Here is a 25,170-nt window from a genome sequence, read left to right as displayed (position 1 = left end):
TCCAGAAAACCAACCTGTTAATAGACAGTGCGAAAAAGGCCTACAATTTGCGGACGGGCACGAAGGGCGGAAAGGAAGAAGACCCGACTGTCTCCAATCCGGAAGAGCCTGAACCCGAAACCCCGGCCATCACAGCTGTTTACCAGAAGGAAGGAGGCGATCCGGAGAATCCGCACCGAATCGAGCGAGGCAAGCAAACCGGCGTAAACTATAAAGGATTTACGCTGAAGGGACAAGACGGCACGCTGGATCATGTCGTCGCGCTTATCAACGACCAGGATTATCCGGAATGGATTAAACCGGCGACTATCACCAACGTCACGGAAAACAGTTTCGAATTTACCATGGTGCCGGATTTGACAGAAGGACAATACAAAGTCCGGATTGAGACGTATGATGGCGGAAGTCCGCTGGTAGTGGAATATCCGGAGCCCATCACGTTGTGGTAATTGACAATGGACAATGGAGAATTGACAATGGACAATTAATATGCTTGTAGGGATTGAATCGTCCCTTGAGACGCTGGTAGTCATCGAGTACCCGGAAGAACTCACGCTACTCATGTAAAGTATGTTAAATAAACGGAAAAAGTTTGCGGCTTGGATTGCCGTATTAGAATAATGTAGTAACTTTGCCACGCCTTTCGGAAAGAGGTGTGGCAATTTGCTGTATGTGAATCGCTTGCAGGAAATGCCAGAATAGATGAAAAAGAATGTATAAAAACAATTAGAATAAAAACAAAGAAAGAAAAATGCCTACAATTCAGCAATTAGTTAGAAAAGGAAGGGAAACTTTGGTGGAGAAGGGAAAGTCTCCGGCATTGGATTCATGTCCGCAGCGTCGTGGCGTTTGTGTACGTGTGTATACGACGACCCCGAAGAAGCCGAATTCGGCGATGCGTAAAGTAGCCAGAGTTCGTTTGACAAATGGTAAGGAGGTGAACTCTTATATTCCGGGTGAAGGTCATAATTTGCAGGAACACTCGATCGTATTGGTACGTGGTGGTCGTGTAAAGGATTTGCCAGGTGTACGTTACCACATTGTACGCGGTACGTTGGATACAGCGGGTGTGAATGGTCGTACGCAACGTCGTTCGAAATATGGCGCGAAGCGTCCGAAACCGGGAGCTGCTCCTGCTGCAAAAGGAAAGAAATAAATTATCCCCTTTCAAACTGAGAATTTTAAAGTAAGTATTAAAGCTGGTTTGAGTATTTGGATAGGCTAACAAGGTTGAGTAAATGGTTCGGCGGAACCGTTGAAGACGATAGATGGCAACCAAAGACAAAAACAAAATTTTATTAGAAAGATGAGAAAAGCAAAACCAAAGAAAAGACAGGTATTACCAGATCCTGTTTTCGGTGATGTGAAGGTAACGAAATTCGTTAACCATTTGATGTATGACGGTAAGAAGAATACCGCATTTGAAATCTTTTATTCTGCATTGGAGTCGGTAAAGGCAAAGATGCCTAATGAAGAAAAGTCTGCTCTTGAAATATGGAAAGCTGCTCTCGACAATATCACACCGCAGGTAGAAGTGAAGTCTCGTCGCGTGGGTGGCGCTACTTTCCAAGTTCCTACTGAGATCCGCCCGGATCGTAAAGAGTCTATTTCGATGAAGAATCTGATTATTTTTGCACGGAAGCGTGGAGGCAAGACGATGTCTGATAAATTGTCTGCTGAGATTGTAGACGCTTTCAACAACCAAGGAGGTGCTTTCAAGCGTAAAGAAGATATGCACCGTATGGCAGAAGCAAACCGCGCATTTGCACATTTCAGATTTTAATTTGTGAAATCATTTAGAAAGATATACAATGGCAACAAAAGCTGATGAACAATTAAGATATACCCGAAATATCGGTATTATGGCGCATATCGATGCAGGAAAGACTACTACTTCGGAACGTATTCTTTTCTACACAGGTTTGACGCATAAGATTGGTGAAGTACATGATGGTGCTGCCACGATGGACTGGATGGAGCAAGAGCAGGAGCGTGGTATCACGATTACTTCTGCGGCTACAACTACTTTCTGGAAGTACAACGATGAGAAATATAAGATCAACTTGATTGATACTCCGGGGCACGTGGACTTTACGGTCGAGGTAGAACGTTCGTTGCGTATCTTGGATGGCGCTGTGGCTGCGTTTTGTGCAGTAGGCGGTGTAGAACCTCAGTCGGAAACCGTATGGCGTCAGGCAGATAAGTATAATGTACCGCGTATCGGTTATGTAAACAAAATGGACCGTTCGGGTGCTAACTTCTTTGAAGTTGTTCGCCAAGTGAAAGAGGTACTGGGAGCTACTCCTTGTCCAATCCAAATCCCTATCGGTGCGGAAGAAAACTTCAAAGGCGTCGTAGATTTGGTGAAGATGAAGGCCATCTATTGGCATGATGAAACCATGGGCGCTGAGTATTCTGTAGAAGAAATTCCGGCAGAATTGCAAGCTGAAGCTGAAGAATGGAGAGACAAAATGCTCGAAACATTGGCAGAATGCGATGACGCGTTGATGGAAAAGTACTTCGATGATCCTTCGACTATTACAGAGGAGGAAATCAAAGCTGCTATCCGTAAGGGTACGTTGTCGATGCAGATCAACCCGATGATTTGCGGTTCTTCGTTTAAGAACAAAGGTGTTCAAACGTTGTTGGATGCCGTTTGTGCTTATTTGCCGAGCCCGGAAGATACACCGGCTATTGAAGGTACAGATCCGAGAGACCCGGAAAAGGTGGTTGTTCGTAAGCCTTTGTTTGAAGAGCCGTTGACGGCTTTGGCATTTAAGATTGCCACAGACCCTTATGTGGGCCGTTTGTGCTTCTTCCGTGTGTATGCAGGTTCAATGGTTGCTGGTTCGTATGTGTTGAATGCACGTTCAGGCAAGAAAGAACGTATCTCTCGTTTGTTCCAAATGCATTCAAACAAGCAGAACCCGATGGAAGTAATCGGTTGCGGTGATATTGGTGCAGGTGTAGGATTTAAGGATATCCGTACAGGTGATACCTTGTGCGATGAAAATCATCCGATTGTACTTGAATCAATGGAATTCCCGGATCCTGTGATTGGTATTGCGGTAGAACCGAAGACGCAGAAAGATTTGGATAAGTTAGGTATGGGATTAGCTAAGTTGGCTGAAGAGGATCCGACCTTCCGTGTTCAAACAAATGAGGAAACGGGTCAGACGGTAATTAGCGGTATGGGTGAGCTTCACTTGGATATCATCATCGACCGTTTGCGTCGTGAGTTCAAAGTAGAATGTAACCAAGGTAAGCCTCAGGTTACTTATAAGGAAGCTATCACTAAGCCGGTTGAACTTCGTGAAGTATACAAGAAGCAGTCAGGTGGTCGTGGTAAATTTGCAGATATCATCGTTCGTTTGGAACCAGCAGATGAAGGCTTCGAAGGTTCTTTGCAATTTATAGATGAAGTAAAGGGTGGTAACATTCCTAAGGAGTTTATTCCTTCTGTTCAGAAAGGTTTTGAAAAGGCAATGAAGAATGGTGTGTTGGCCGGTTTCTCAATGGACAAGTTGAAAGTAACATTGATTGATGGTTCTTTCCACCCCGTAGACTCAGACCAGTTATCATTTGAAATTGCAGCTATTCAAGCATTCAAGAATGCGTGTGAAAAGGCCGGACCTGTATTAATGGAACCTATTATGCAGATGGAGGTTGTAACTCCGGAAGAAAGTATGGGTGATGTTATCGGTGACTTGAATAAGCGTCGTGGTCAGGTTGAAGGAATGGAAACAAGCCGTACGGGTGCTCGTATTGTAAAAGCTAAAGTTCCATTGGCAGAAACATTTGGATACGTGACGGCTTTGCGTACGATTACTTCTGGTCGTGCTACTTCTTCTATGCAATTCTCGCACTATGCGCAAGTTTCTTCTGCAATTGCTAAGCAAGTATTGACTGAAGTTCAAGGTCGTGCTGATTTGATCAAATAATATTGAAATACTTAATATAAACATGAGTCAAAAGATCAGAATTAAATTGAAGTCTTACGATTATTCTCTGGTAGATAAATCTGCCGAGAAAATCGTAAAGACGGTAAAAGCTACGGGAGCAGTAGTGAGCGGTCCGATACCTCTTCCTACTCATAAACGTATCTTTACAGTAAACCGTTCTACATTCGTTAACAAGAAGTCTCGTGAACAGTTTGAGTTGTCTTCTTATAAGAGATTGATTGACATTTATAGCTCGACGGCTAAGACTGTTGATGCGTTGATGAAGTTAGAATTGCCGAGCGGTGTAGAAGTAGAAATTAAAGTGTAATTATTTAAATTGTTAGTGAAATGCCAGGATTGTTAGGAAAAAAAATCGGAATGACGTCCGTTTTCAGTGCCGAGGGAAAAAATCTTCCATGCACTGTTATCGAAGTAGGTCCTTGTGTTGTTACACAGATTAAAACGCTGGAGAAGGATGGCTATGAAGCTTTGCAATTAGGTTTTGTGGATGAAAAAGAAAAGCATCTTACAAAGCCAGAATTGGGGCACTTTAAAAAAGCCAATGTAACACCCAAGCGATACTTGGCTGAGTTCAAAAATTTTGAAACAGAGTACAAATTGGGCGATGTGATCACTGTTGATTATCTTGAAAACGCAGGCTTTGTAGATGTAATTGGAACATCGAAGGGTAAAGGATTTCAAGGTGTTGTGAAACGCCATGGATTTGGTGGTGTGGGACAGACAACACATGGTCAGCATAATCGTGCGCGTAAACCAGGATCTATAGGTGCTTGTTCTTATCCGGCTAAGGTGTTTAAAGGAATGCGAATGGGAGGACAGTTGGGAAATGAACGTGTTACTGTCCAGAATTTGCAAGTTATTAAAGTTTTGCCGGAGCATAATCTTTTATTAGTAAAGGGATCTATTCCCGGGGCAAAAGGTTCAATCGTTTTAATTGAAAAGTAATGGAACTGAGTGTATATAATATAAAAGGAGAAGATACCGGAAGAAAAGTGACTTTGAGTGATGCCATTTTTGGTATTGAGCCAAATGACCATGCTATTTATTTGGATGTAAAGCAGTATATGGCCAATCAGCGTCAAGGAACTCATAAGTCGAAGGAAAGAAGCGAGGTTTCTGGTAGTACGCGTAAGTTGATTCGTCAGAAAGGCGGAGGTGGTGCACGTCGAGGTGATATAAATTCTCCGTTGTTAGTTGGTGGTGGTCGAGTATTTGGTCCAAGACCCAGAAGTTATGAGTTCAAATTAAATAAGAAAGTTAAGAGTTTGGCTCGTAAGTCGGCTTTATCTTATAAAGCAAAAAACAATGCAATTGTGGTCGTAGAAGATTTTGTTTTTGAAGCTCCTAAGACAAAAGATTTTCTGGGAATTATTAAAAATCTAAAAATGTCAGACAAAAAGTTACTCATGGTTTTACCTGAAAGTAATAAATTTGTATATTTGTCTGCTCGTAATATTCCGAAGACAAAAGTAGCGACAGTAGCAGGGTTGAATACTTATGTTGTTTTGGACGCAGCAAGTGTTATTTTGACTGAAAAGTCAGTTGCAGCTATAGAAGAACAATTTAAAGCATAAGGAGTAAATAGAAATGGGTATAATTATTAAACCAATTGTAACAGAAAAGCAGACGGCTATTACTGAAAAGTTTGCTAATCGTTATGGCTTTCGTGTGTCTCCTGATGCTAATAAGTTGGAGATTAAAAAAGCTGTAGAAGAAATGTATAATGTGACAGTTGTGAGCGTTAATACTATTAATTATTCTGGAAAGCGGAAAATGCGTTATACTAAATCAGGAATTATTAATGGTAAGCAAGCTTCTTTTAAGAAAGCAATTGTTACATTGAAGGAAGGAGAAACAATAGATTTCTTTAGTAATATCTAAAAGTAAAAATGGGAATACGTAAATTGAAGCCCACTACACCGGGGCAGAGACACAAAGTTATTGGTGCATTTGATAAAATCACTGCAAGTACACCAGAGAAATCTCTTGTTGTAGGTAAAAAGAGTACAGGTGGTCGTAACAATACCGGTAAAATGACGATGCGTTATATCGGTGGCGGTCATAAAAGAAAGTACAGAATTATCGATTTCAAGAGAAACAAAGATGGCATTCCTGCAACAGTGAAGTCTATCGAATATGACCCAAATCGTACTTCGCGGATTGCATTGTTGTATTACGCTGATGGGGCAAAGAGCTATATCATAGCTCCGAACGGTTTGGAAGTTGGCCAAACAGTGGTTTCAGGTAGTGATGTAGCACCTGAAGTAGGTAATACATTGCCAATGGCAAATATACCTGTAGGTACAATTATTCACAATATTGAGCTTCGTCCAGGACAAGGTGCAAAATTAGTGCGTTCTGCAGGCACTTTTGCTCAGCTGACTTCAAAAGAAGGTGCTTATGCAATTATTAAGATGCCTTCTGGTGAAACGAGGAAAATTCTTGCTGCTTGTAAGGCAACAATTGGTGCAGTTGGAAATTCAGACCATGGTCTTGAAAAATCAGGTAAAGCCGGTCGTTCTAGATGGTTAGGTCGTCGTCCACATAACCGTGGTGTCGTAATGAACCCTGTTGATCACCCAATGGGTGGAGGTGAAGGACGTGCCTCTGGAGGTCATCCAAGATCACGTAATGGCTTATATGCGAAGGGCTTGAAGACAAGAGCTCCGAAGAAACATTCTTCAAAATATATTATTGAAAGAAGAAAGAAATAATCTGATTAATTAAGTATACTATGAGTCGTTCATTAAAAAAAGGCCCGTATATTAATGTAAAGCTTGAGAAAAAGGTTTTGGCTATGAATGAGTCAGGCAAAAAGGCTGTTGTTAAGACATGGGCAAGAGCTTCAATGATTTCGCCGGACTTTGTCGGCCATACTATTGCAGTTCACAATGGAAATAAATTTATTCCTGTTTTTGTAACCGAGAATATGGTGGGGCATAAATTGGGAGAGTTTTCGCCGACGCGAACATTCCGTGGCCATGCAGGTAATAAGAAAAAGTAATTCGGTTATAAGAATTTAAAACTGAAAAAACGAAAAAAATGGGTGCTAGAAAAAGAATATCAGCTGAAGCAAGAAAAGAAGCCCAAAAGACTATGTATTTTGCAAAGTTGCGAAATGTGCCGACTTCTCCACGTAAAATGCGTTTAGTTGTGGATATGGTTCGTGGAATGGAAGTATTTCGTGCACTTGGTGTTTTGAAGTTTTCTAATAAAGAAGCTGCAGCAAGAGTTGAAAAGTTGCTTCGTTCTGCAATTGCTAATTGGGAGCAAAAAAATGAACGTAAAGCAGAAGCTGGTGAATTGTATATTTCTGCAGTAAGTGTAGATTGTGCTGCTACATTGAAGAGAATGCGTCCAGCTCCTCAAGGAAGAGGTTACAGAATTCGTAAACGTTCGAATCATGTAACGTTGTTTGTTGATACACTTAGTAAAAAAGATACTCAAAATTGATTTGTAGATGGGACAAAAAGTTAATCCGGTTAGTAATCGTTTAGGAATCATTCGTGGTTGGGATTCCAATTGGTATGGCGGCAAAAATTACGGAGATACTTTGTTAGAAGATAGCAAGATTCGTAATTATTTAAATGCCCGTCTTGCAAAGGCTAGTGTATCTCGTATTGTAATTGAACGTACCTTAAAATTGATAACAATAACTGTTTGTACATCTCGGCCAGGGATTATTATCGGAAAAGGTGGTCAGGAAGTTGATAAGTTGAAAGAAGAGTTGAAAAAGATCACGGATAAGGAAGTTCAAATTAATATTTTTGAAGTAAAGCGTCCTGAACTTGATGCTGTTATTGTTGCTAATAATATCGCAAGGCAGTTAGAAGGAAAGATTGCTTATCGTCGCGCCATTAAAATGGCAATTGCTTCGACGATGCGAATGGGAGCTGAAGGTATAAAAATTCAAGTTTCTGGTCGTTTGAATGGTGCTGAAATGGCTCGTTCTGAAATGTATAAAGAGGGAAGAACTCCTTTACATACATTTAGAGCTGATATTGATTATGCATTGGCAGAAGCTTTGACAAAGGTCGGTTTGATTGGTGTTAAGGTGTGGATTTGTAAAGGTGAAGTTTATGGGAAAAGAGATTTAGCTCCTTCTTTTACAACATCTAAGGATTTAGGCCGTCGTAACGATATGGGCAATGGTAGAGATAAGAGCTTTAAGCGTAAAAAAGTAAGTCGTTAAACCTTTGAATTAAAAAGAAATGTTACAGCCAAAGAAAACCAAATTCAGAAGGGCTCAAAAAGGACGCGCTAAAGGGGTTGCTCAACGTGGAAGTCAGTTGACCTTCGGATCTTTTGGTATAAAATCATTAGAGACGCGTTGGATTACAGGTCGTCAGATAGAAGCAGCTCGTGTTGCTGTTACTCGTTATATGCAACGTCAAGGACAAGTTTGGGTTCGTATTTTCCCTGATAAGCCTATTACAAAGAAGCCTGCAGATGTGCGTATGGGTAAAGGTAAGGGTAATCCGGAAGGATTTGTAGCTCCTGTAACTCCTGGACGGATGATTTTTGAAATTGAAGGTGTACCTTTTGATGTTGCTAAAGAAGCATTACGTTTAGGAGCACAAAAACTTCCGGTTACTACAAAGTTTGTTGTGCGACGTGATTATGATGTCCAAAATCAAAATGTGTAATCGGTTATGAAAATTGCAGAAATTAGAGAATTGACAACTTCTGAATTGAAAGAAAGAATAAATGCAGAGGTTGTTGCTTATGAACAAAAAGTAATTAACCATCGAATTACGCCGAGTGAAAATCCTTCTCAAATAAAATTGCAGAGAAGAATGATTGCGCGTATGAAAGGTGAATTACGCCAACGAGAACTTAATAATAATTGAGCTTGATGGAAACTAGAAATTTGAGAAAGGAAAGAATGGGCGTGGTTACTAGCAACAAAATGGACAAAAGTATCACTGTTGCGGTTAAATGGAAAGAAAAACATCCCATTTATGGTAAATTCGTGAATAAAACGAAAAAATATCATGCTCACGATGAAAAGAATGAATGTAATATAGGCGATACCGTAAGAATTATGGAGACTCGTCCTTTGAGCAAAACTAAAAGATGGAGATTAGTTCAAATAATCGAAAGGGCTAAATAACATGATACAACAGGAATCAAGATTAGTAGTAGCGGATAATAGTGGTGCAAAAGAGGCTTTGTGTATTCGTGTTCTTGGCGGTACGGGAAAGCGTTATGCCACTGTTGGTGATGTGATAGTAGTAGCAATTAAAAGTGTTATTCCTTCGAGTGATATTAAGAAAGGTGCTGTATCTAAGGCTGTTATTGTGCGGACAAGGAAAGAAATTCGTCGGGCAGATGGTTCTTATATTCGCTTTGATGACAATGCCTGTGTATTGTTAAATGGTGCGGGAGATATTCGTGGTAGTCGTATTTTTGGCCCTGTTGCGAGAGAATTGCGTGCGACCAATATGAAGATTGTATCATTGGCACCGGAGGTACTTTAATCGTTGAAAATTTTCGAATAATGAGTAAGTTACATATTAAGAAAGGCGATATAGTTTTTGTTAATACCGGTAATGACAAAGGGAAAACAGGACGTGTCCTTCAGGTTTTGGTGAAGGAAAATCGGGCTGTAGTAGAAGGTATTAACTTGGTATCGAAGCATACGAAGCCTAATGCGAAAAATCCTCAAGGTGGAATAGAGAAGAAAGAGGCTCCCATTCATATTTCTAACTTAAATTTGTTAGATGCAAAAACGGGTAAGCCAACACGCATAGGTCGTAGGTTGAATAGTGATGGTGTTTTAGTACGTTATTCAAAAAAATCAGGGGAGGAAATTAAATAATGAGCAATACTGCCAGTCTTAAGAAAGAATATCAGGACAGAATTGTTCCTGCTTTGATGAAGGAATTTGGATATAAATCTGTTATGCAGGTTCCTGTTTTGAAAAAGATTGTGATTAATCAGGGTTTAGGAATGGCTACTGCCGATAAAAAAATTATAGATGTAGCTATTAATGAATTAACTGCAATAACAGGGCAAAAAGCTGTTGCGACTGTTTCAAAAAAGGATATTTCTAATTTTAAACTTCGCAAGAAAATGCCTATTGGCGTAATGGTGACATTACGTCGTGAGCAAATGTACGAATTCTTAGAGCGATTGGTTCGTATAGCTTTACCGCGTATTCGTGATTTTAAAGGCATTGAAAGTAAGTTAGATGGTCGTGGTAATTATACATTAGGTGTTCAAGAACAAATAATTTTCCCAGAAATTAATATTGATAATATTACGAAGATATTGGGAATGAATATTACCTTTGTAACCTCGGCTAAAACGGATGAAGAAGGTTATGCTTTGTTGAAAGAGTTCGGTTTACCTTTTAAAAACAATAAAAATAGTAAGTAATTATGGCCAAAGAATCAATGAAAGCTCGCGAGGTAAAGCGTGCTAAGTTGGTAGCGAAATATGCTGCAAAGAGAGCTCAGTTAAAAGCAGAAGGTAATTATGAAGCATTGCAATTATTGCCTAAGAATGCTTCTCCTGTTCGATTGCATAATCGCTGTAAGATAACGGGGCGTCCCAAAGGCTATATTCGCCAGTTTGGAATTTCTCGTATTCAGTTGCGAGAGATGGCTTCGCAGGGTTTAATTCCTGGTGTAAAGAAAGCTAGTTGGTAAGAATGTTTAAATATTGTCCGGATTGTCCGGATCAATTTAATATATAATTAATATGACAGATCCTATAGCAGATTATTTGACAAGATTGCGAAATGCAATTAAGGCGAAGCACAGAGTTGTTGAAGTGCCGGCGTCTAATTTGAAAAAAGAAATTACAAAAATTCTTTTTGAGAAAGGTTACATTCTGAATTTTAAATTCGTTGAAGATGGACCTCAAGGTACAATTAAGATTGCCTTGAAGTATGATTTGGTAAATAAAGTAAATGCGATTAAGAAACTTGAAAGAGTATCTACTCCTGGTTTGCGTAAATATGCGGGATATAAAGATATGCCTCGCGTATTGAATGGATTAGGAATTGCAGTTCTTTCTACTTCTAAGGGAGTAATGACAGATAAGGAAGCTCGAGAGCAGAGAATCGGGGGCGAAGTTTTGTGTTATGTTTATTAATAGGAGGAAGAAAGAATGTCTAGAATAGGAAAGTTGCCAATTTTGCTACCAGCTAGTGTTTCTGTTAGCGTTGATGATAAGAATCTTGTAACTGTAAAAGGTCCTAAAGGAGAGCTTTCTCAGTTAGTGAATTCAGATATTAAGGTTGTTGTTGAAGATGGTGCAATTCATTTAGTACGTCCGACTGATGACAAAACTCATCGTGCATTACATGGATTATACCGTGCGTTGATTCACAATATGGTTGTGGGTGTGTCTGAGGGTTATAAGAAAGAGTTAGAGTTGGTAGGCGTTGGTTACCGTGTGTCAAATGCAGGGCAAGTATTGGATTTATCGTTAGGATATACTCATAATATTTATTTGCAATTGCCGCATGAAGTCAAAGTTGAAACGAAAACGGAACGTAATAAGAATCCTTTAATTATATTGGAATCTGCTGATAAACAGTTGTTGGGGCAGATATGTGCTAAAATTCGTTCATTCCGTATGCCGGAGCCTTATAAGGGTAAAGGTATTCGTTTTGTTGGCGAAGAAATTCGTAGAAAATCAGGTAAATCTGCAGGTAAATAATTTGTATGTAAACTGAATTTATCATGACAACGAAAGAAGAAAGAAGATTAAAAATAAAAGCGAGCGTAAGAGCTAAAATTTCAGGAACTGCAGAACGCCCTCGCTTGACTGTGTTTAGAAGCAATAAGCAAATCTATGCACAAGTAATAGACGATACGACAGGTAAAACATTAGCATCTGCTTCGTCCTTAAAAATGGAAGAAAAAGCCTCTAAGAAGGAAATAGCAGTGAAGGTTGGAACATTGATTGCTCAAAGAGCTCAAGAGGCCGGTGTTCAGTCAGTTGTTTTTGATCGTAATGGTTACTTGTATCATGGTAGAGTTAAGGAATTAGCTGATGCTGCACGTAATGGCGGACTTAAATTTTAAAGGAAATGATAGGAGTTTATAATAGAGTTAAATCAACTAGTGATTTAGAACTAAAAGATAGATTAGTTGCTATAAATCGTGTAACCAAAGTAACAAAAGGTGGGCGTACTTTTAGTTTTGCTGCTATTGTTGTAGTTGGTAATGAGGATGGCATTGTTGGTTGGGGGTTAGGTAAGGCAGGTGAAGTAACGACTGCTATTGCTAAGGCCGTTGAATCAGCAAAGAAAAATTTAATCCGCATACCAGTTCATAAAGGAACTATTCCTCATGAGCAATTGGCTAAATTTGGCGGTGCAAAAGTTTTGATTAAGCCGGCTTCTCACGGAACTGGAGTAAAAGCTGGAGGTGCTATGCGTGCAGTTTTGGAAAGTGTAGGTATTACTGATGTGCTTGCAAAGTCAAAGGGCTCTTCGAATCCTCACAATTTGGTTAAAGCGACAATTGCAGCTTTAGGTGAATTGAGAAGTCCTTTTACAGTTGCTCAGAATCGTGGTGTTTCTGTTGAAAAAGTATTTAGAGGTTAATAGGGAGGTTTTTTATGGCGGTAATTAGAATTAAACAAGTAAAAAGTAGAATTAAATGCCCTAAGGACCAAAAGAGAACTTTGGATGCGCTGGGTTTGAGAAAGCTAAACCATATCGTGGAACATGAAGCTACTCCTTCTATTTTAGGGATGGTAGAGAAAGTGAAACATTTGGTAGTAGTTGAAAAGTAATAATTGATATAAAATCGTATAGATATGAATTTGTCAAGTTTAAAACCTGCGGCAGGCTCTGTCAAAACAAGAAAAAGAATAGGTCGTGGTCCTGGATCAGGATTAGGAGGAACTTCAACTCGTGGTCATAAAGGAGCTAAATCTAGATCTGGCTATAAAAATAAAATAGGTTTTGAAGGAGGTCAGATGCCTATACAGCGTCGTTTGCCTAAATTTGGGTTTAAGAATATTAATCGTGTTGAATATAAGGCAATTAATATATCCACTTTGCAACAATTGGCAGAAACTCGAAATTTGTCAAAGATTGGCATTGAAGAGTTAATTAGTGCAGGTTTTGTGTCAACTTCTCAGAATGTGAAGATTTTGGGAAATGGAAATTTGACACTGAAATTGGAAGTTGCAGCTCATGCATTTTCAAAATCTGCAGAAACTGCAATTCAAAATGCAGGTGGTGTCGTTGTTAAACTCTAGTCTATGAGAGCTGTTGAAACTATAAAAAATATCTGGAAGATTGAGGATCTGAGGAATCGGATCCTCACTACTCTTTTATTGGTAGTAATATACCGTTTTGGTACGTTTGTTGTTCTTCCAGGTATTGATCCAAAAGCTTTGACTGCTTTGCAGGAACAGACCAGTGGTGGCTTAATGGCTTTGTTGGATATGTTCTCCGGAGGTGCATTTTCTAATGCTTCTATTTTTGCATTAGGTATAATGCCTTATATTTCTGCTTCAATTGTTATGCAATTATTGGCAATAGCAGTGCCTTCTTTCCAAAAATTGCAAAGAGAAGGAGAAAGTGGGCATAGAAAAATTAACCAGTGGACTCGTTATTTGACAGTTGCGATATTGTTGTTTCAGGGTCCTACCTATTTGGTAAATTTAAGTGTACAGTTAAAGGCTGTGGGTGCATCTTTGCCAGGTGGAATTTGGTTTACTATTTCATCAACAATAATTTTGGCTGCCGGTAGTATGTTTATCCTGTGGTTAGGAGAACGAATTACTGATAAAGGTGTTGGAAATGGCATTTCATTTATTATTTTAGTAGGTATTATAGCTCGTTTGCCTCATTCTCTTTTCCAGGAGTTTATTTCTCGGACAAGTGAAAAAACAGGTGGATTGGTTATGTTTTTGTTTGAAATGTTATTTTTACTATTAGTAATTGCTGGAGCAATAATGTTGGTTCAGGGAACACGCAAAGTACCTGTTCAATATGCTAAGAAAATCGTAGGTAATAAACAATATGGTGGTGCTCGCCAATATATACCTTTGAAGGTAAATGCGGCGAATGTGATGCCTATTATTTTTGCTCAAGCTATCATGTTTATACCTATTTCTATTGTCGGTTTTTCTAGTACAGGTGAGCAATCAGGTTTTTGGGCTGCATTTATGGATAATACGGGATTTTGGTATAATTTTGTATTTGCTGTTTTAATAATTCTGTTTACCTATTTTTATACAGCTATTACAATTAATCCAACCCAGATGTCAGATGATTTGAAGAGAAATAATGGATTTATTCCGGGAGTTAAGCCAGGAAAGCAAACAAAGGATTATTTGGATGCAATTATGGATCGTATAACTTTGCCAGGTGCTATTTTTTTAGCTATTGTTGCTATATTGCCAGCATTTGCTCAGTTAGCAGGTGTAAGTATGGCTTTCTCTCAGTTTTTTGGAGGAACATCTTTGTTGATTTTGGTTGGTGTTGTGCTTGATACTTTACAACAGGTTGAGAGTCATTTGCTGATGCGTCATTATGATGGATTATTAAAATCTGGTAGAATTAAAGGTCGTTCAGGAACTGTTGGAGCTTATTAATCTCTATGATTTATTTTAAGACAGATGAAGAAATAGAGTTGATGCGGGAAGCGAATCAACTGGTAGGAAAAACGTTAGGTGAGCTTGCTAAACATGTAAAACCGGGGGTTTCGACGTTGCAATTGGATAAAGTAGCGGAGGAATTTATTCGGGACAATGGTGCTGTTCCCGCTTTTTTAGGATATGGCGGTTTTCCTAATTCTATTTGTACATCAGTTAATGAGCAAGTGGTTCATGGTATACCTTCTTCAAAAACTATTTTGAAAGAAGGCGATATTGTATCGATAGATTGTGGTACAGTATTGAATGGTTTTGTTGGTGATTCTGCATATACTTTTTGTGTAGGTGAAGTCACTGATGCTGTTAAGCAACTTTTGAAGGTAACAAAGGAGGCTTTGTATTTAGGTATTCAAACTGCGTTAGATGGAAGACGATTGGGCGATATAAGTCATGCGGTGCAATCATATTGTGAATCTCATAACTACTCTGTTGTTAGAGAGTTAGTCGGACATGGAATTGGACGAAAGATGCACGAAGAACCGGAAGTCCCTAATTACGGAAGACGCGGATGCGGTCCCTTATTAAAAAGCGGCATGTGTATATGTATTGAACCAATGATAAATATGGGTAGTAAGAATGTTGTGTTTGAAAGAGATGGTTGGACAGTTCGTACAAAGGATCGTAAATGTTCAGCTCATTTTGAACATTGCATTGCAATACGCCCGGATGGACCTCAGATTCTATCTTCATTTGATTATATCAAAGAGGTTTTAGACAGTAACGCAATTTAATTTTTTAATATGGCAAAGCAGTCAGCAATTGAACAGGATGGTGTAATAGTCGAAGCATTGTCGAATGCGATGTTTCGTGTGGAACTGGAAAATGGACATGAAATAACCGCTCATATCTCTGGGAAGATGCGTATGCATTACATTAAGATTTTACCAGGAGATAAGGTGCGTGTAGAAATGTCTCCATATGATCTTTCGAAAGGAAGAATTGCTTTTAGATATAAATAAAATAACGAAATATGAAAGTAAGAGCATCATTGAAAAAGCGTACTCCCGAATGTAAAATAGTAAGAAGAAAGGGACGTTTGTATGTAATTAACAAGAAAAACCCGAAGTATAAGGTACGTCAGGGATAATTTTATTACTTTTGCAAAATAATTTAAGTAGATATGGCTATAAGAATAGTTGGTGTTGACTTACCACAGAACAAAAGAGGTGAAATAGCGTTGACCTATATTTATGGTATTGGTCGTAGTGCAGCTAACTCTATTTTGGCGAAAGCAGGAATTGATCGTGATATCAAAGTCCAAGATTGGACAGATGATCAAGCAGCTAAAGTTCGTGAAATAATTGGTGCTGAATATAAAGTTGAAGGAGATTTACGTTCCGAGGTTCAATTGAATATTAAGCGCTTGATGGATATTGGTTGCTACCGAGGTGTTCGTCATCGTTTGGGATTGCCTTTGCGGGGACAGAAGACGAAGAATAATTCTCGTACACGCAAGGGAAAGAAGAAAACAGTTGCAAATAAGAAAAAAGCTACTAAATAATAAGAGTTGAGATATGGCAAAGAAAACAGTCGCAGCAAAGAAAAGAAATGTAAAAGTTGATGCATTCGGTCAAGCTCATATTCATTCTTCTTTTAATAACATTATTGTGTCCTTAGCAAATAGCGAAGGGCAGGTTATCAGTTGGTCTTCTGCTGGTAAAATGGGTTTTAGAAGTTCGAAGAAGAATACTCCGTATGCTGCTCAAATGGCGGCGCAGGATTGCGCTAAAGTGGCTTATGATTTGGGCTTGCGTAAGGTGAAAGTGTATGTAAAGGGACCAGGTAATGGTCGTGAATCAGCTATTAGAACTATTCATGGTGCAGGTATTGAGGTGACAGAAATTATTGATGTTACTCCATTGCCACACAATGGTTGTCGTCCTCCTAAGAAGAGAAGAGTATAATTAATTATTTAGTTTCTTGAATATAGAATCAGGAATTGTGATTTTGATTGCATATTGACCTTATCCTCTCTGTAATCGCGGCTGCATGATTCCGATTCTGTTAGAACATTAAAAAAACAATAAGAAAATGGCAAGATATACTGGACCAAAAACAAGAATTGCCCGTAAGTTTGGTGAGGCTATCTTCGGTGCGGATAAAGTTCTTTCTAAGAAGAATTATCCTCCTGGACAGCATGGTAATACTCGTAAAAGAAAAACATCTGAGTATGGCATTCAGCTTCGTGAGAAACAGAAAGCTAAATATACTTATGGCGTTTTAGAAAGACAGTTTAGAAATTTGTTTGAGAAGGCTTCTCGTTCAAAAGGTATTACAGGTGAAGTTCTGTTGCAACTTTTGGAAGGCCGTTTGGATAATGTTGTATATCGTTTAGGTATAGCTCCTACACGTGCTGCAGCACGTCAGTTGGTTTCTCACCGTCATATTACGGTTGATGGTCAAGTGGTAAATATTCCTTCTTATGCGGTTAAGCCCGGTCAGATTATTGGTGTTCGTGAAAAGTCTAAGTCTTTGGAAGTGATTGCGGATGCATTGGCTGGTTTCAACCACAGTAAATATCCTTGGATTGAATGGGATCAGGCTTCTATGAGTGGTAAATTGTTACACTTGCCTGAAAGAGCTGATATCCCTGAAAATATCAAAGAACAGTTGATCGTAGAGTTGTATTCTAAATAATAATTGATTCCATGGCGATATTAGCATTTCAAAAACCCGATAAAGTATTAATGTTGGAAGCGGATGATTTTTTCGGCAAGTTCGAATTCCGTCCGTTGGAGCCTGGTTATGGCATTACGATTGGTAATGCCTTACGCCGAATTCTCTTGTCTTCATTGGAGGGGTTTGCTATTACGTCTATCAAAATCGAAGGGGTTGATCATGAATTTGATACGATTCCTGGCGTGATTGAAGATGTAACGAACATTATCTTGAATTTGAAGCAAGTGCGCTTCAAACATATTGTGGATGACATTGAGAATGAAAAAGTAAGTATTACTGTTTCGGGTTCGGAAGTGTTCAACGCCGGTGATATAGGTAAACAGTTGACAGGATTCGATGTCTTGAATCCGGATTTGACTATTTGTCATTTGGATCCGAATGCTAGTTTTCAAATTGAGTTGACGATTAATAAGGGGCGTGGTTATGTTCCGGCGGATGAGAATCGGAAACCGGATGACGATGTGCATGTTATTGCAATCGATTCCATTTATACGCCGATACGCAACGTCAAGTATTCGATTGAAAACTTCCGTGTTGAGCAGAAGACGGACTACGAAAAGTTGGTTCTTGAAATAGCCACAGACGGTTCTATTCATCCGAAAGAAGCTTTGAAAGAAGCAGCGAAAATTCTGATTCATCATTTTATGTTGTTCTCGGATGAGAAGATTGCCATCGAGACGGTCGACAATGATGGAAATGAGGAATTCGATGAAGAAGTGCTTCATATGCGTCAATTGCTGAAGAGCAAGCTCTCTGATATGGATCTTTCTGTCCGTGCTTTGAATTGTTTGAAGGCGGCTGATGTGGAGACATTGGGTGAATTGGTGAAATTCAATAAGAATGACTTGTTGAAGTTCCGCAACTTTGGTAAGAAGTCTCTTACTGAGTTGGACGAACTGCTGGAAAGTTTGCACCTTTCATTCGGTATGGATATCTCGAAATATAAATTAGATAAAGAATAAGTAAACGATGAGACACAATAGAAAAATTAATCATTTAGGGCGTACAAGCACTCACCGTAACGCGATGCTTTCAAACATGGCTTGTTCGCTAATCAAACATAAACGAATCTTTACAACGGTGGCTAAGGCTAAGGCGTTGCGTAAATTCGTAGAACCGTTGATTACGCGTTCAAAGGATGATACGACGCATTCACGTCGTATGGTGTTTGCTACTTTGCACGATAAGTATGCTGTAACGGAGTTGTTTAAGGAAATTTCTCAGAAGATTGCGGAACGTCCGGGTGGATATACGCGTATCATCAAAACGGGAAATCGTCTGGGTGACAATGCGGCTATGTGCTTCATTGAACTCGTTGATTACAACGATAATATGAAGAAAGATACGGCTGCTAAGAAGACAACTCGTACGCGTCGTTCTCGTAAGAAATCGACGGTTGCTGCTGAAGCTCCGGCTACGGAGGCTGCAGTGGAAGCTCCGGCTTCAGAAGAGAAAGCGGCTGAATAATAAAGAACTATTCTATTCGAGCTATATTGATGGGCCGTTCGTTATCCTTTGGGATGGCGAACGGTTTTCTTTTTTGCGGATTGCCAGTCTGGAAAGAAATAGTTATTTTTGCAGTAAGAGATAGCATCAGTGCCGATGATGGATAGCAAAAGTGCCGATATTGCCAGTCAAAAGTGGCACTTTTGTATAGCAAAAGCGGCACTTTTGCTAGTTCTTAGTACTGAAATGAGATAATCATTATTGTGGAAAGGAGATTTGATATGGCTTTTTTTAAGAAGAAGAAATTGAGCGATGGGAAATGGCATGCGGTGGCCGTGAATCTGCAAAAGCCGGCGACAATAGACGATGTGGCTGATATTTTAGCGCAGCGTTCTACGGTAAGTCCGGGCGATGTGTATGCCGTGTTGGTACAATTAGGAGGTGTGTTAGGTGAATTAATGGCCGCAGGAAGGTCTGTTAAATTGAAAGGGGTTGGTACGTTTTATTTGAAGTGCCAGACGAAAAAGAAGGGTACGGATACTCCAGAAGAGCTTAAGGCAGATATGATTACGGATGTCCGGGTTCGTTTTATCCCGGAATATCGCCGGGGATTGCATAATAAGATTACGGAACGGACCCTGATTGATAAGGATTTGGAGTGGATTGAGGTTGCAGATTCGGACGAACCTCTTCCTTGATGACATGGCATAGAGCTTTCCAGCAATGCATATTGAGCTTTACGGCAATGCTGTTGTGGGGCTTTTACGTTACTTTTGCCTAGATAAAAATACGGAGGATATTTGATGAAAGTATTATTAATCAATGGAAGTCCGCGGGGCGAGGGGAACACGTTCATTGCCTTGTCGGAAGTAGCGAAGGCGCTTGAAACAAATGGGATAGAAACAGAAATCGTGTCTATTGGTACAAAGGCGGTGCAAGGTTGCATTGCTTGTAACCGATGCATGGAACTGGGCAGGTGCGTGTTCAGGGATGAATTGTATGATAAGGTAAGGGAAAAGTTAGAGCGTGCGGATGGCATCGTCATTGGTTCTCCTGTTTATTATGCAGGACCTAACGGCTCGCTTTGCGCTTTGCTTGACAGGCTATTCTATTCCGCCTCGTCCTTGTTGCAATATAAACCTGCGGCATCGGTAGCTGTGTGCAGGCGAGGAGGGGCGAGTGCGACGTTTGACCGCCTGAACAAGTATTTTACAATTAGTAATATGCCAGTTGTCAGTTCTCAATACTGGAACAGCGTACATGGTCGTTTGTGTGGAGAAGCTTGGCAGGATGCCGAAGGATTGCAGACCATGCGGACGCTGGGGAATAATATGGCGTGGGTGTTGAAAAGCCTGAAGAACGGAGGACAGTCGATACCTATGCGAGAGCAAGGGATTATGACGAGCTTTATACGGTAATAGCTGGTAGGAAGATGGAACAACGATTGATTACTTTTCCCGATGGGCAACAGATTTGTCCGCTCGGACAAGGCACATACCAAATGGGGGGACGTAGGCGGAGCGAAGAGATACAGGCTTTGCGCCGGGGTATTGAGTTGGGATTGACGCTAATCGATACCGCTGAAATGTATGGCACGGAAGAGCTGGTGGGCGAGGCCGTGCGTCCGTGTCGGGACAAAGCCTTTATTGTAAGCAAAGTGTTGCCCAGCAATGCCAGTTATGAAGGGACGAAGCGGGCTTGCGAACGGAGTTTGCGCCGGCTCGGGACGGATTATATTGACCTCTACTTGTTGCATTGGATTGGACGGTATCCTTTCTCCGAGACTGTCCGTGCGCTGGTAGAACTACGCAAGGAGGGTAAGATTCGGCATTGGGGCATGAGCAATCTGGACGTGGCTGATATGGAGCACATCCTTTCGCTTCCCAATGGTGCAGAGTGTGCTGCCAATCAAGTGTTGTATAATCTGGGAAACCGGGGTATTGAATACGACCTTATTCCGTGGAGCGAACGCCATCGGATACCCGTCATGGCCTATACGCCGTTGGGAGAAGGGCAGTTAAGAAATCATAAAACGTTGAAGGAAATTGCCCGTCGGCACGGAGCTACGCCTACGCAAGTGATACTGGCCTGGCTGATGCGCCGCCCAGGCGTGATGCCTATTCCCAAAGCGAGCCACATGCTCCATGTAGAAGAAAATTATGGGAGTCTTTCCCTTGTCTTGACAGAAGAAGATTGGCAGGCGATTGATGCCGCCTTTCCGCCTCCTGTGCGGAAGATTCCGTTGGCTGGATGGTGAGTATATAAAAAGAAAATCCATGTAGCCAGGCCACATGGATTTTCTTGGGTATTGTGTGGAGAAGTGATTTACTTCACTTCCTCAAAGTCCACATCCGTTACATTGTCTTTACCGTTGTTGTTATTGCCGGCATTGCCTGCGTTCGGATTGCCTTGTGCGCCTCCGAAGTTAGCGCCGCCTGCTTGTGCACCACCTTGGTTGTACATTTCTTGGCTGGCAGCCTGGAACACGGCGTTCAGTTCGTTCATGGCTGCATCGCAACCTGCTACATCCTGTGCTTTGTGTGCCTCTTTCAACTTATTCAATGCAGCTTCAATCGGAGCCTTCTTGTCGGCCGGAATCTTATCGCCCAGGTCTTTCAGTTGCTTTTCCGTCTGGAAAATCATGCTGTCGGCCTGATTCAACTTATCGATACGTTCCTTTTCCTTCTTATCGGCTTCTGCATTGGCTGCAGCTTCCTCTTTCATCCGTTTTACTTCGTCCTCGCTCAAACCGCTGGATGCTTCGATACGGATACTCTGTACTTTACCTGTGCCTTTATCCTTAGCCGATACATTCAAGATACCGTTGGCATCGATATCGAAGGTTACTTCAATCTGAGGTACACCCCGTTGAGCGGCAGGAATGCCATCCAAGTGGAAGCGGCCGATAGACTTATTGTCTTTAGCCAACGAACGTTCACCCTGCAATACGTGGATTTCTACCGATGGCTGGTTATCTACAGCTGTGGTGAACACTTCCGACTTCTTGGTAGGAATGGTTGTGTTGGCTTCGATTAACTTCGTCATCACGCCACCCATTGTCTCGATACCTAATGACAACGGCGTCACATCCAACAGCAAGACATCCTTCACTTCGCCCGTTAAGACACCACCCTGAATAGCAGCACCTACAGCGACTACTTCATCCGGGTTCACACCTTTAGACGGAGCCTTACCGAAGAACTTCTGTACGATTTCCTGTACGGCCGGAATACGCGTCGAACCACCTACCAAGATCACTTCATCGATCTCCGATGTGCTCAGGTTCGCATCCTTCAACGCCTGCTGGCAAGGAGGAATACATGCCTGAATCAAGCTATCGGCCAGTTGCTCAAACTTAGCACGCGTCAAGGTCTTTACCAAGTGCTTAGGCACACCGTTTACCGGCATGATGTACGGCAAGTTGATTTCTGTGGTTGTCGTGCTCGACAATTCAATCTTTGCCTTTTCAGCAGCTTCCTTCAAGCGTTGCAATGCCATCGGGTCTTGACGCAAGTCTACGCCTTCGTCTTTCAAGAACTCTTCTGCCAACCAGTCGATAATGACATGGTCGAAGTCATCACCTCCCAGGTGTGTATCACCGTTGGTTGATTTCACTTCAAACACGCCGTCGCCCAATTCCAAGATAGAGATATCAAACGTACCACCACCCAAGTCGAATACGGCAATCTTCATATCCTTGTTGGCCTTGTCCAAACCGTAAGCCAAAGAGGCAGCGGTCGGTTCGTTTACGATACGGCGAACCGTCAGACCGGCAATTTCACCCGCTTCCTTCGTAGCCTGACGTTGTGCGTCGCTAAAGTATGCCGGTACCGTAATAACGGCTTCCGTTACTTCCTGTCCCAAGTAATCTTCAGCTGTTTTCTTCATCTTCTGCAGAATCATTGCTGAGATTTCCTGCGGCGTATAGAGACGACCGTCGATATCTACACGCGGTGTATTATTGTCGCCACGAACTACCTTGTACGGTACGCGGGCGATTTCCTTCTGTACTTGGTCGAACGTCTCACCCATGAAACGCTTGATAGAGAACACCGTCTTCTGCGGGTTTGTAATGGCCTGACGTTTAGCCGGGTCACCTACCTTACGTTCGCCACCTTCTACGAATGCCACGATAGAAGGAGTAGTTCTTTTACCTTCGCTATTTGCGATAACAACCGGTTCGTTACCTTCCAAAACGGCTACACACGAGTTGGTTGTTCCTAAGTCGATTCCTATAATCTTTCCCATGATTTCTATATTTTTTATTGTTATTATTCTTGTTCATTTCGTGTGCCCTTTTTCGGGCAGCACACCTATTTTCTTACAAACGGTGTGCCAAAAGTCCAAACCGTTGCCTTCCTCTTTTAAATGTCAGTTCGCCTGACAAAAAGTCCTGTTTCCGCCTCCAACCTTCCGTTTCCGCTCCCTATTTTGGCAGAATCACACAGGGTTTAGAGACGCTCGGCCGGTTGTCCTGCCGTGGCCCGTTCGCCCGCTCTATCCAGGCTTCCTATTCCATGTGGAATATGAAAATATCTAAGGTGGAATATTTGTGTATTCCACGTGGAATATTTTTGTATCTTTGCATAGATATGAAGCCTGGATAGGGCAGGAGACAATGCATTTTAAACAGTAGACCATGAGCCAGAAAAGACCGAAATGGAAAGTGAAGCTGAGGAAGTCGAATCTCACGCCTCATACGCAGGGGGAACTGATTCCCCAATTGAAACTGAACGGGCATTACGACCTGGACGAGGTGCTGCAAAGCATCGTGAAAGAGGGCGGATGCGCGTTGGATTATGATAATCTGAAACATGCAGCGGGACTGATTATGAATAAAATAGAAGAGTGCCTGGTGGCGGGTATCTCGGTTTCGCTGCCTATTGGGCGGTTGACGCCGGGGGTGAAGGGCCTGTGGCAAGCCTCGCGCCGGTACGACTCGAACGTGCGGGCGCAAAACGAGGCCGTGGTGCATTATGCCATGAACGCCCGCATGCGCCGCGCGATGGCCAATCCGCTGCTCGAGGAGATCGGGCAGGGCGGCGGCAAGCAACTGGTGATTTACAACCTCGTCTGGGGGTTCGACGGGTCGGATATGCTCGTGGCGAAACCGGGCGCGGGTATGACGATTACCGGCGATATGCTCTTGATGAACGGCGACTTGCCGGAGCGCGGCGTCTACCTGCTGGAGGAGGCGACGGGCGCGGTGGCGGTGCATATCCGTCCGGAAGAGCTGTTGGTGAACACGCGGAAGCGCATCGTCGTGATGCTGCCCGCCGACCTGGCGCAGGGGACGTACCTCGTGCGGGTGGTGAGCCAATGTACGACAAGCCCCCGACCGCTCCAGGAGGCCAGGGGCTATACCTTCCCACGCGCATTGACGGTAGAATAAGGAGTACTATTTACTTGAAATATTGACGATAGAAGGATTCAATCCGGTCGAACGGAATCTTCTCGAGGTTGTCGTACAAGTCGGTATGGACGGCATCGGGGACAATCAGCAGCTCCTTGTTGTCGCCCTTCAGCTTCTTGTACGTGTCTTCGCTAAAGTAACGGGAATGCGCCTTTTCGCCATGGACGAGGAGCACGGCGCTGCGGATTTCACTGGCATACGCGAGAATCGGCATGTTGAGGAGCGAGAGCGACGAGGTCACGTTCCAGCCTCCGTTCGACCCCAGCGACCGTTTGTGATAGCCGCGCGGCGTCTTGTAGTAGTCGTGGTAATCCTTTAGGAATTGCGGCGCATCGGCGGGAAGCGAGTCGGGGACGCCGCCGGCCAGGGCATAGGTGCCGTTCTTATAATCTGCCGTGCGCTGGGCATTGAGTTGCTGGCGCAGGGCATGGCGGGCGTCGGCGTTGTCGGCCGAGTCGAAGTAGCCATTGGCGGTGACGCGCGTCATATCGTACATCGTGACGGCGACCGTTGCCTGGATGCGTGTGTCGATGGCAGCGGCATTGACGGCAAATCCGCCCCAACCGCAGATGCCGAGGATGCCTACTTGTGCGGGATTCACGTCGTCGCGCGTCGAGAGATAATCAACCGCCGCGCTGAAATCTTCCGTATTGATGTCCGGCGAAGCTACATAACGGGGCTCTCCGCCGCTTTCACCTGTAAAGGAAGGGTCGAAGGCGAGGGTGAGGAAGCCGCGTTCGGCCAACGTTTGGGCATAAAGCCCCGATACTTGTTCCTTGACGGCACCAAACGGACCGCTCACCGCGATGGCTGGCAGTTTGCCCGTCGCGTTTTTGGGCACGTACAAGTCGGCCGCCAGCGTGATGCCATAACGGTTGTGGAACGTAATTTTCGAATGGTTCACCTTGTCGCTTTGTGGGAATACTTTATCCCAGTCTTGTGTTAAATGCAGTTTTTCTTCCATGATGTGGTCTGTTTTAGATGAATGATCCCTTGTTTTCTGTTGCGTTTCCTGGCATCCCATGCTGCAAACACAGACGA

General features: G+C 42.2%; 40 protein-coding genes. 38 read left to right on the top strand and 2 right to left on the bottom strand.

Annotation, left to right across the window (positions count from 1 at the left end; all coding sequences use genetic code 11):
* From B5F77_RS15725 to B5F77_RS09680, 37 genes are all read left to right on the top strand, one after another.
* Positions 1-449, top strand: a 449-nt coding sequence (locus B5F77_RS15725) for a hypothetical protein (protein ID WP_162607980.1), incomplete at its 5' end; no start/stop codon positions are given.
* A 302-nt stretch (positions 450-751) separates the two neighbouring features.
* Positions 752-1,156 carry a 30S ribosomal protein S12 gene (rpsL, locus tag B5F77_RS09855; protein WP_022454561.1) on the top strand — a complete coding sequence of 135 codons (405 nt, stop codon included), beginning with the start codon at positions 752-754 and terminating at the stop codon, positions 1,154-1,156.
* A gap of 150 nt (positions 1,157-1,306) precedes the next feature.
* A complete protein-coding gene (gene rpsG, locus B5F77_RS09850; protein ID WP_087330293.1) occupies positions 1,307-1,783 on the top strand; it encodes a 30S ribosomal protein S7 in 477 nt (158 codons plus the stop codon).
* 28 nt (positions 1,784-1,811) lie between these two features.
* Positions 1,812-3,941, top strand: coding sequence for an elongation factor G (gene fusA / locus B5F77_RS09845; protein WP_087330291.1), 2,130 nt, complete (start codon positions 1,812-1,814; stop codon positions 3,939-3,941).
* A 22-nt stretch (positions 3,942-3,963) separates the two neighbouring features.
* Positions 3,964-4,269, top strand: coding sequence for a 30S ribosomal protein S10 (rpsJ, locus tag B5F77_RS09840; protein ID WP_005634728.1), 306 nt, complete (start codon positions 3,964-3,966; stop codon positions 4,267-4,269).
* Between the two features lie 20 nt (positions 4,270-4,289).
* Entirely contained in the window at positions 4,290-4,907 is a 618-nt protein-coding gene (gene rplC, locus B5F77_RS09835; protein ID WP_087330289.1) for a 50S ribosomal protein L3, read from the top strand.
* Entirely contained in the window at positions 4,907-5,536 is a 630-nt protein-coding gene (rplD, locus tag B5F77_RS09830) for a 50S ribosomal protein L4 (RefSeq protein ID WP_087330287.1), read from the top strand. Before rplC ends, rplD begins: the two co-directional genes overlap by 1 nt.
* Before the next feature lie 13 nt (positions 5,537-5,549).
* Positions 5,550-5,843 carry a 50S ribosomal protein L23 gene (rplW, locus tag B5F77_RS09825; protein ID WP_087330285.1) on the top strand — a complete coding sequence of 98 codons (294 nt, stop codon included), beginning with the start codon at positions 5,550-5,552 and terminating at the stop codon, positions 5,841-5,843.
* Between the two features lie 8 nt (positions 5,844-5,851).
* Positions 5,852-6,676: a 50S ribosomal protein L2 gene (gene rplB / locus B5F77_RS09820; protein WP_087330283.1), complete on the top strand. Its 825-nt coding sequence runs from the start codon at positions 5,852-5,854 to the stop codon at positions 6,674-6,676.
* 20 nt (positions 6,677-6,696) lie between these two features.
* Positions 6,697-6,966, top strand: a complete 270-nt coding sequence (gene rpsS / locus B5F77_RS09815; protein WP_005634738.1) for a 30S ribosomal protein S19 — start codon at positions 6,697-6,699, stop codon at positions 6,964-6,966.
* A 38-nt stretch (positions 6,967-7,004) separates the two neighbouring features.
* Positions 7,005-7,415, top strand: a complete 411-nt coding sequence (gene rplV / locus B5F77_RS09810; protein WP_087330282.1) for a 50S ribosomal protein L22 — start codon at positions 7,005-7,007, stop codon at positions 7,413-7,415.
* A gap of 7 nt (positions 7,416-7,422) precedes the next feature.
* The gene (gene rpsC, locus B5F77_RS09805) at positions 7,423-8,154 is read left to right on the top strand and encodes a 30S ribosomal protein S3 (RefSeq protein WP_087330280.1); all 732 of its coding nucleotides are present in this window, start codon (positions 7,423-7,425) and stop codon (positions 8,152-8,154) included.
* A 19-nt stretch (positions 8,155-8,173) separates the two neighbouring features.
* The gene (gene rplP / locus B5F77_RS09800) at positions 8,174-8,608 is read left to right on the top strand and encodes a 50S ribosomal protein L16 (protein ID WP_087330278.1); all 435 of its coding nucleotides are present in this window, start codon (positions 8,174-8,176) and stop codon (positions 8,606-8,608) included.
* A 6-nt stretch (positions 8,609-8,614) separates the two neighbouring features.
* Positions 8,615-8,812: an uL29 family ribosomal protein gene (locus B5F77_RS09795; RefSeq protein WP_087330276.1), complete on the top strand. Its 198-nt coding sequence runs from the start codon at positions 8,615-8,617 to the stop codon at positions 8,810-8,812.
* 5 nt (positions 8,813-8,817) lie between these two features.
* Positions 8,818-9,075 carry a 30S ribosomal protein S17 gene (gene rpsQ / locus B5F77_RS09790; RefSeq protein WP_087330274.1) on the top strand — a complete coding sequence of 86 codons (258 nt, stop codon included), beginning with the start codon at positions 8,818-8,820 and terminating at the stop codon, positions 9,073-9,075.
* Position 9,076: 1 nt separating this feature from the next.
* Positions 9,077-9,442, top strand: a complete 366-nt coding sequence (rplN, locus tag B5F77_RS09785) for a 50S ribosomal protein L14 (RefSeq protein ID WP_087330273.1) — start codon at positions 9,077-9,079, stop codon at positions 9,440-9,442.
* Between the two features lie 20 nt (positions 9,443-9,462).
* Entirely contained in the window at positions 9,463-9,783 is a 321-nt protein-coding gene (gene rplX / locus B5F77_RS09780; protein WP_087330271.1) for a 50S ribosomal protein L24, read from the top strand.
* Entirely contained in the window at positions 9,783-10,343 is a 561-nt protein-coding gene (gene rplE, locus B5F77_RS09775) for a 50S ribosomal protein L5 (protein WP_087330269.1), read from the top strand. The genes rplX and rplE overlap by 1 nt, the downstream gene beginning before the upstream one ends.
* Before the next feature lie 2 nt (positions 10,344-10,345).
* Positions 10,346-10,615: a 30S ribosomal protein S14 gene (gene rpsN, locus B5F77_RS09770; RefSeq protein ID WP_087330266.1), complete on the top strand. Its 270-nt coding sequence runs from the start codon at positions 10,346-10,348 to the stop codon at positions 10,613-10,615.
* 52 nt (positions 10,616-10,667) lie between these two features.
* Positions 10,668-11,063 carry a 30S ribosomal protein S8 gene (gene rpsH / locus B5F77_RS09765; protein WP_087330264.1) on the top strand — a complete coding sequence of 132 codons (396 nt, stop codon included), beginning with the start codon at positions 10,668-10,670 and terminating at the stop codon, positions 11,061-11,063.
* A 15-nt stretch (positions 11,064-11,078) separates the two neighbouring features.
* The gene (gene rplF, locus B5F77_RS09760; RefSeq protein ID WP_087330262.1) at positions 11,079-11,633 is read left to right on the top strand and encodes a 50S ribosomal protein L6; all 555 of its coding nucleotides are present in this window, start codon (positions 11,079-11,081) and stop codon (positions 11,631-11,633) included.
* Between the two features lie 23 nt (positions 11,634-11,656).
* Complete coding sequence (gene rplR / locus B5F77_RS09755; RefSeq protein WP_087330259.1) at positions 11,657-12,001, top strand: 50S ribosomal protein L18; 345 nt, start codon at positions 11,657-11,659, stop codon at positions 11,999-12,001.
* A gap of 5 nt (positions 12,002-12,006) precedes the next feature.
* Entirely contained in the window at positions 12,007-12,525 is a 519-nt protein-coding gene (gene rpsE, locus B5F77_RS09750) for a 30S ribosomal protein S5 (RefSeq protein WP_087330257.1), read from the top strand.
* A gap of 14 nt (positions 12,526-12,539) precedes the next feature.
* Positions 12,540-12,716 (top strand): 50S ribosomal protein L30, encoded by a 177-nt coding sequence (rpmD, locus tag B5F77_RS09745; protein WP_087330255.1) that lies wholly within the window; start codon positions 12,540-12,542, stop codon positions 12,714-12,716.
* A gap of 24 nt (positions 12,717-12,740) precedes the next feature.
* Positions 12,741-13,187, top strand: coding sequence for a 50S ribosomal protein L15 (gene rplO / locus B5F77_RS09740; protein ID WP_087330253.1), 447 nt, complete (start codon positions 12,741-12,743; stop codon positions 13,185-13,187).
* A 3-nt stretch (positions 13,188-13,190) separates the two neighbouring features.
* Complete coding sequence (secY, locus tag B5F77_RS09735) at positions 13,191-14,531, top strand: preprotein translocase subunit SecY (protein WP_087330251.1); 1,341 nt, start codon at positions 13,191-13,193, stop codon at positions 14,529-14,531.
* Between the two features lie 5 nt (positions 14,532-14,536).
* Entirely contained in the window at positions 14,537-15,322 is a 786-nt protein-coding gene (gene map, locus B5F77_RS09730; RefSeq protein WP_087330249.1) for a type I methionyl aminopeptidase, read from the top strand.
* Positions 15,323-15,331: 9 nt separating this feature from the next.
* A complete protein-coding gene (gene infA / locus B5F77_RS09725; protein WP_005634776.1) occupies positions 15,332-15,550 on the top strand; it encodes a translation initiation factor IF-1 in 219 nt (72 codons plus the stop codon).
* A gap of 11 nt (positions 15,551-15,561) precedes the next feature.
* On the top strand, positions 15,562-15,678 hold the full coding sequence (gene ykgO, locus B5F77_RS09720; protein ID WP_022457110.1) for a type B 50S ribosomal protein L36: 117 nt from the start codon (positions 15,562-15,564) through the stop codon (positions 15,676-15,678).
* 33 nt (positions 15,679-15,711) lie between these two features.
* The gene (gene rpsM, locus B5F77_RS09715) at positions 15,712-16,092 is read left to right on the top strand and encodes a 30S ribosomal protein S13 (RefSeq protein WP_087330247.1); all 381 of its coding nucleotides are present in this window, start codon (positions 15,712-15,714) and stop codon (positions 16,090-16,092) included.
* Positions 16,093-16,105: 13 nt separating this feature from the next.
* Complete coding sequence (rpsK, locus tag B5F77_RS09710; RefSeq protein WP_087330245.1) at positions 16,106-16,495, top strand: 30S ribosomal protein S11; 390 nt, start codon at positions 16,106-16,108, stop codon at positions 16,493-16,495.
* A 127-nt stretch (positions 16,496-16,622) separates the two neighbouring features.
* Positions 16,623-17,228 (top strand): 30S ribosomal protein S4, encoded by a 606-nt coding sequence (rpsD, locus tag B5F77_RS09705; protein ID WP_087330243.1) that lies wholly within the window; start codon positions 16,623-16,625, stop codon positions 17,226-17,228.
* 11 nt (positions 17,229-17,239) lie between these two features.
* Positions 17,240-18,232: a DNA-directed RNA polymerase subunit alpha gene (locus tag B5F77_RS09700; RefSeq protein ID WP_087330241.1), complete on the top strand. Its 993-nt coding sequence runs from the start codon at positions 17,240-17,242 to the stop codon at positions 18,230-18,232.
* 7 nt (positions 18,233-18,239) lie between these two features.
* Positions 18,240-18,737: a 50S ribosomal protein L17 gene (gene rplQ, locus B5F77_RS09695; protein WP_087330239.1), complete on the top strand. Its 498-nt coding sequence runs from the start codon at positions 18,240-18,242 to the stop codon at positions 18,735-18,737.
* A gap of 260 nt (positions 18,738-18,997) precedes the next feature.
* Complete coding sequence (locus B5F77_RS09690; RefSeq protein ID WP_087330237.1) at positions 18,998-19,414, top strand: HU family DNA-binding protein; 417 nt, start codon at positions 18,998-19,000, stop codon at positions 19,412-19,414.
* 105 nt (positions 19,415-19,519) lie between these two features.
* Positions 19,520-20,134 (top strand): flavodoxin family protein, encoded by a 615-nt coding sequence (locus B5F77_RS09685; protein WP_087330235.1) that lies wholly within the window; start codon positions 19,520-19,522, stop codon positions 20,132-20,134.
* Between the two features lie 14 nt (positions 20,135-20,148).
* A complete protein-coding gene (locus B5F77_RS09680) occupies positions 20,149-20,973 on the top strand; it encodes an aldo/keto reductase (RefSeq protein WP_087330233.1) in 825 nt (274 codons plus the stop codon).
* 68 nt (positions 20,974-21,041) lie between these two features.
* Here B5F77_RS09680 and dnaK read toward each other — a convergent pair whose 3' ends face one another.
* Positions 21,042-22,964 (bottom strand): molecular chaperone DnaK, encoded by a 1,923-nt coding sequence (dnaK, locus tag B5F77_RS09675; protein ID WP_087330230.1) that lies wholly within the window; start codon positions 22,962-22,964, stop codon positions 21,042-21,044.
* Positions 22,965-23,355: 391 nt separating this feature from the next.
* On the opposite strand from dnaK, the gene B5F77_RS09670 reads away from it, so the two are divergent.
* Entirely contained in the window at positions 23,356-24,108 is a 753-nt protein-coding gene (locus B5F77_RS09670; protein ID WP_087330228.1) for a DUF4469 domain-containing protein, read from the top strand.
* Positions 24,109-24,118: 10 nt separating this feature from the next.
* Here the strand turns inward: B5F77_RS09670 and B5F77_RS09665 are convergent, their stop codons facing one another.
* On the bottom strand, positions 24,119-25,153 hold the full coding sequence (locus tag B5F77_RS09665) for an alpha/beta hydrolase (RefSeq protein WP_087330226.1): 1,035 nt from the start codon (positions 25,151-25,153) through the stop codon (positions 24,119-24,121).
* Positions 25,154-25,170 lie beyond the last annotated feature (17 nt).

Source organism: Parabacteroides sp. An277, from assembly GCF_002159645.1.
Taxonomy (GTDB): domain Bacteria; phylum Bacteroidota; class Bacteroidia; order Bacteroidales; family Tannerellaceae; genus Parabacteroides.
The sequence above is the reverse complement of the archived record's forward strand: the minus strand, read 5'-3'. Positions and strand labels throughout refer to the sequence as shown.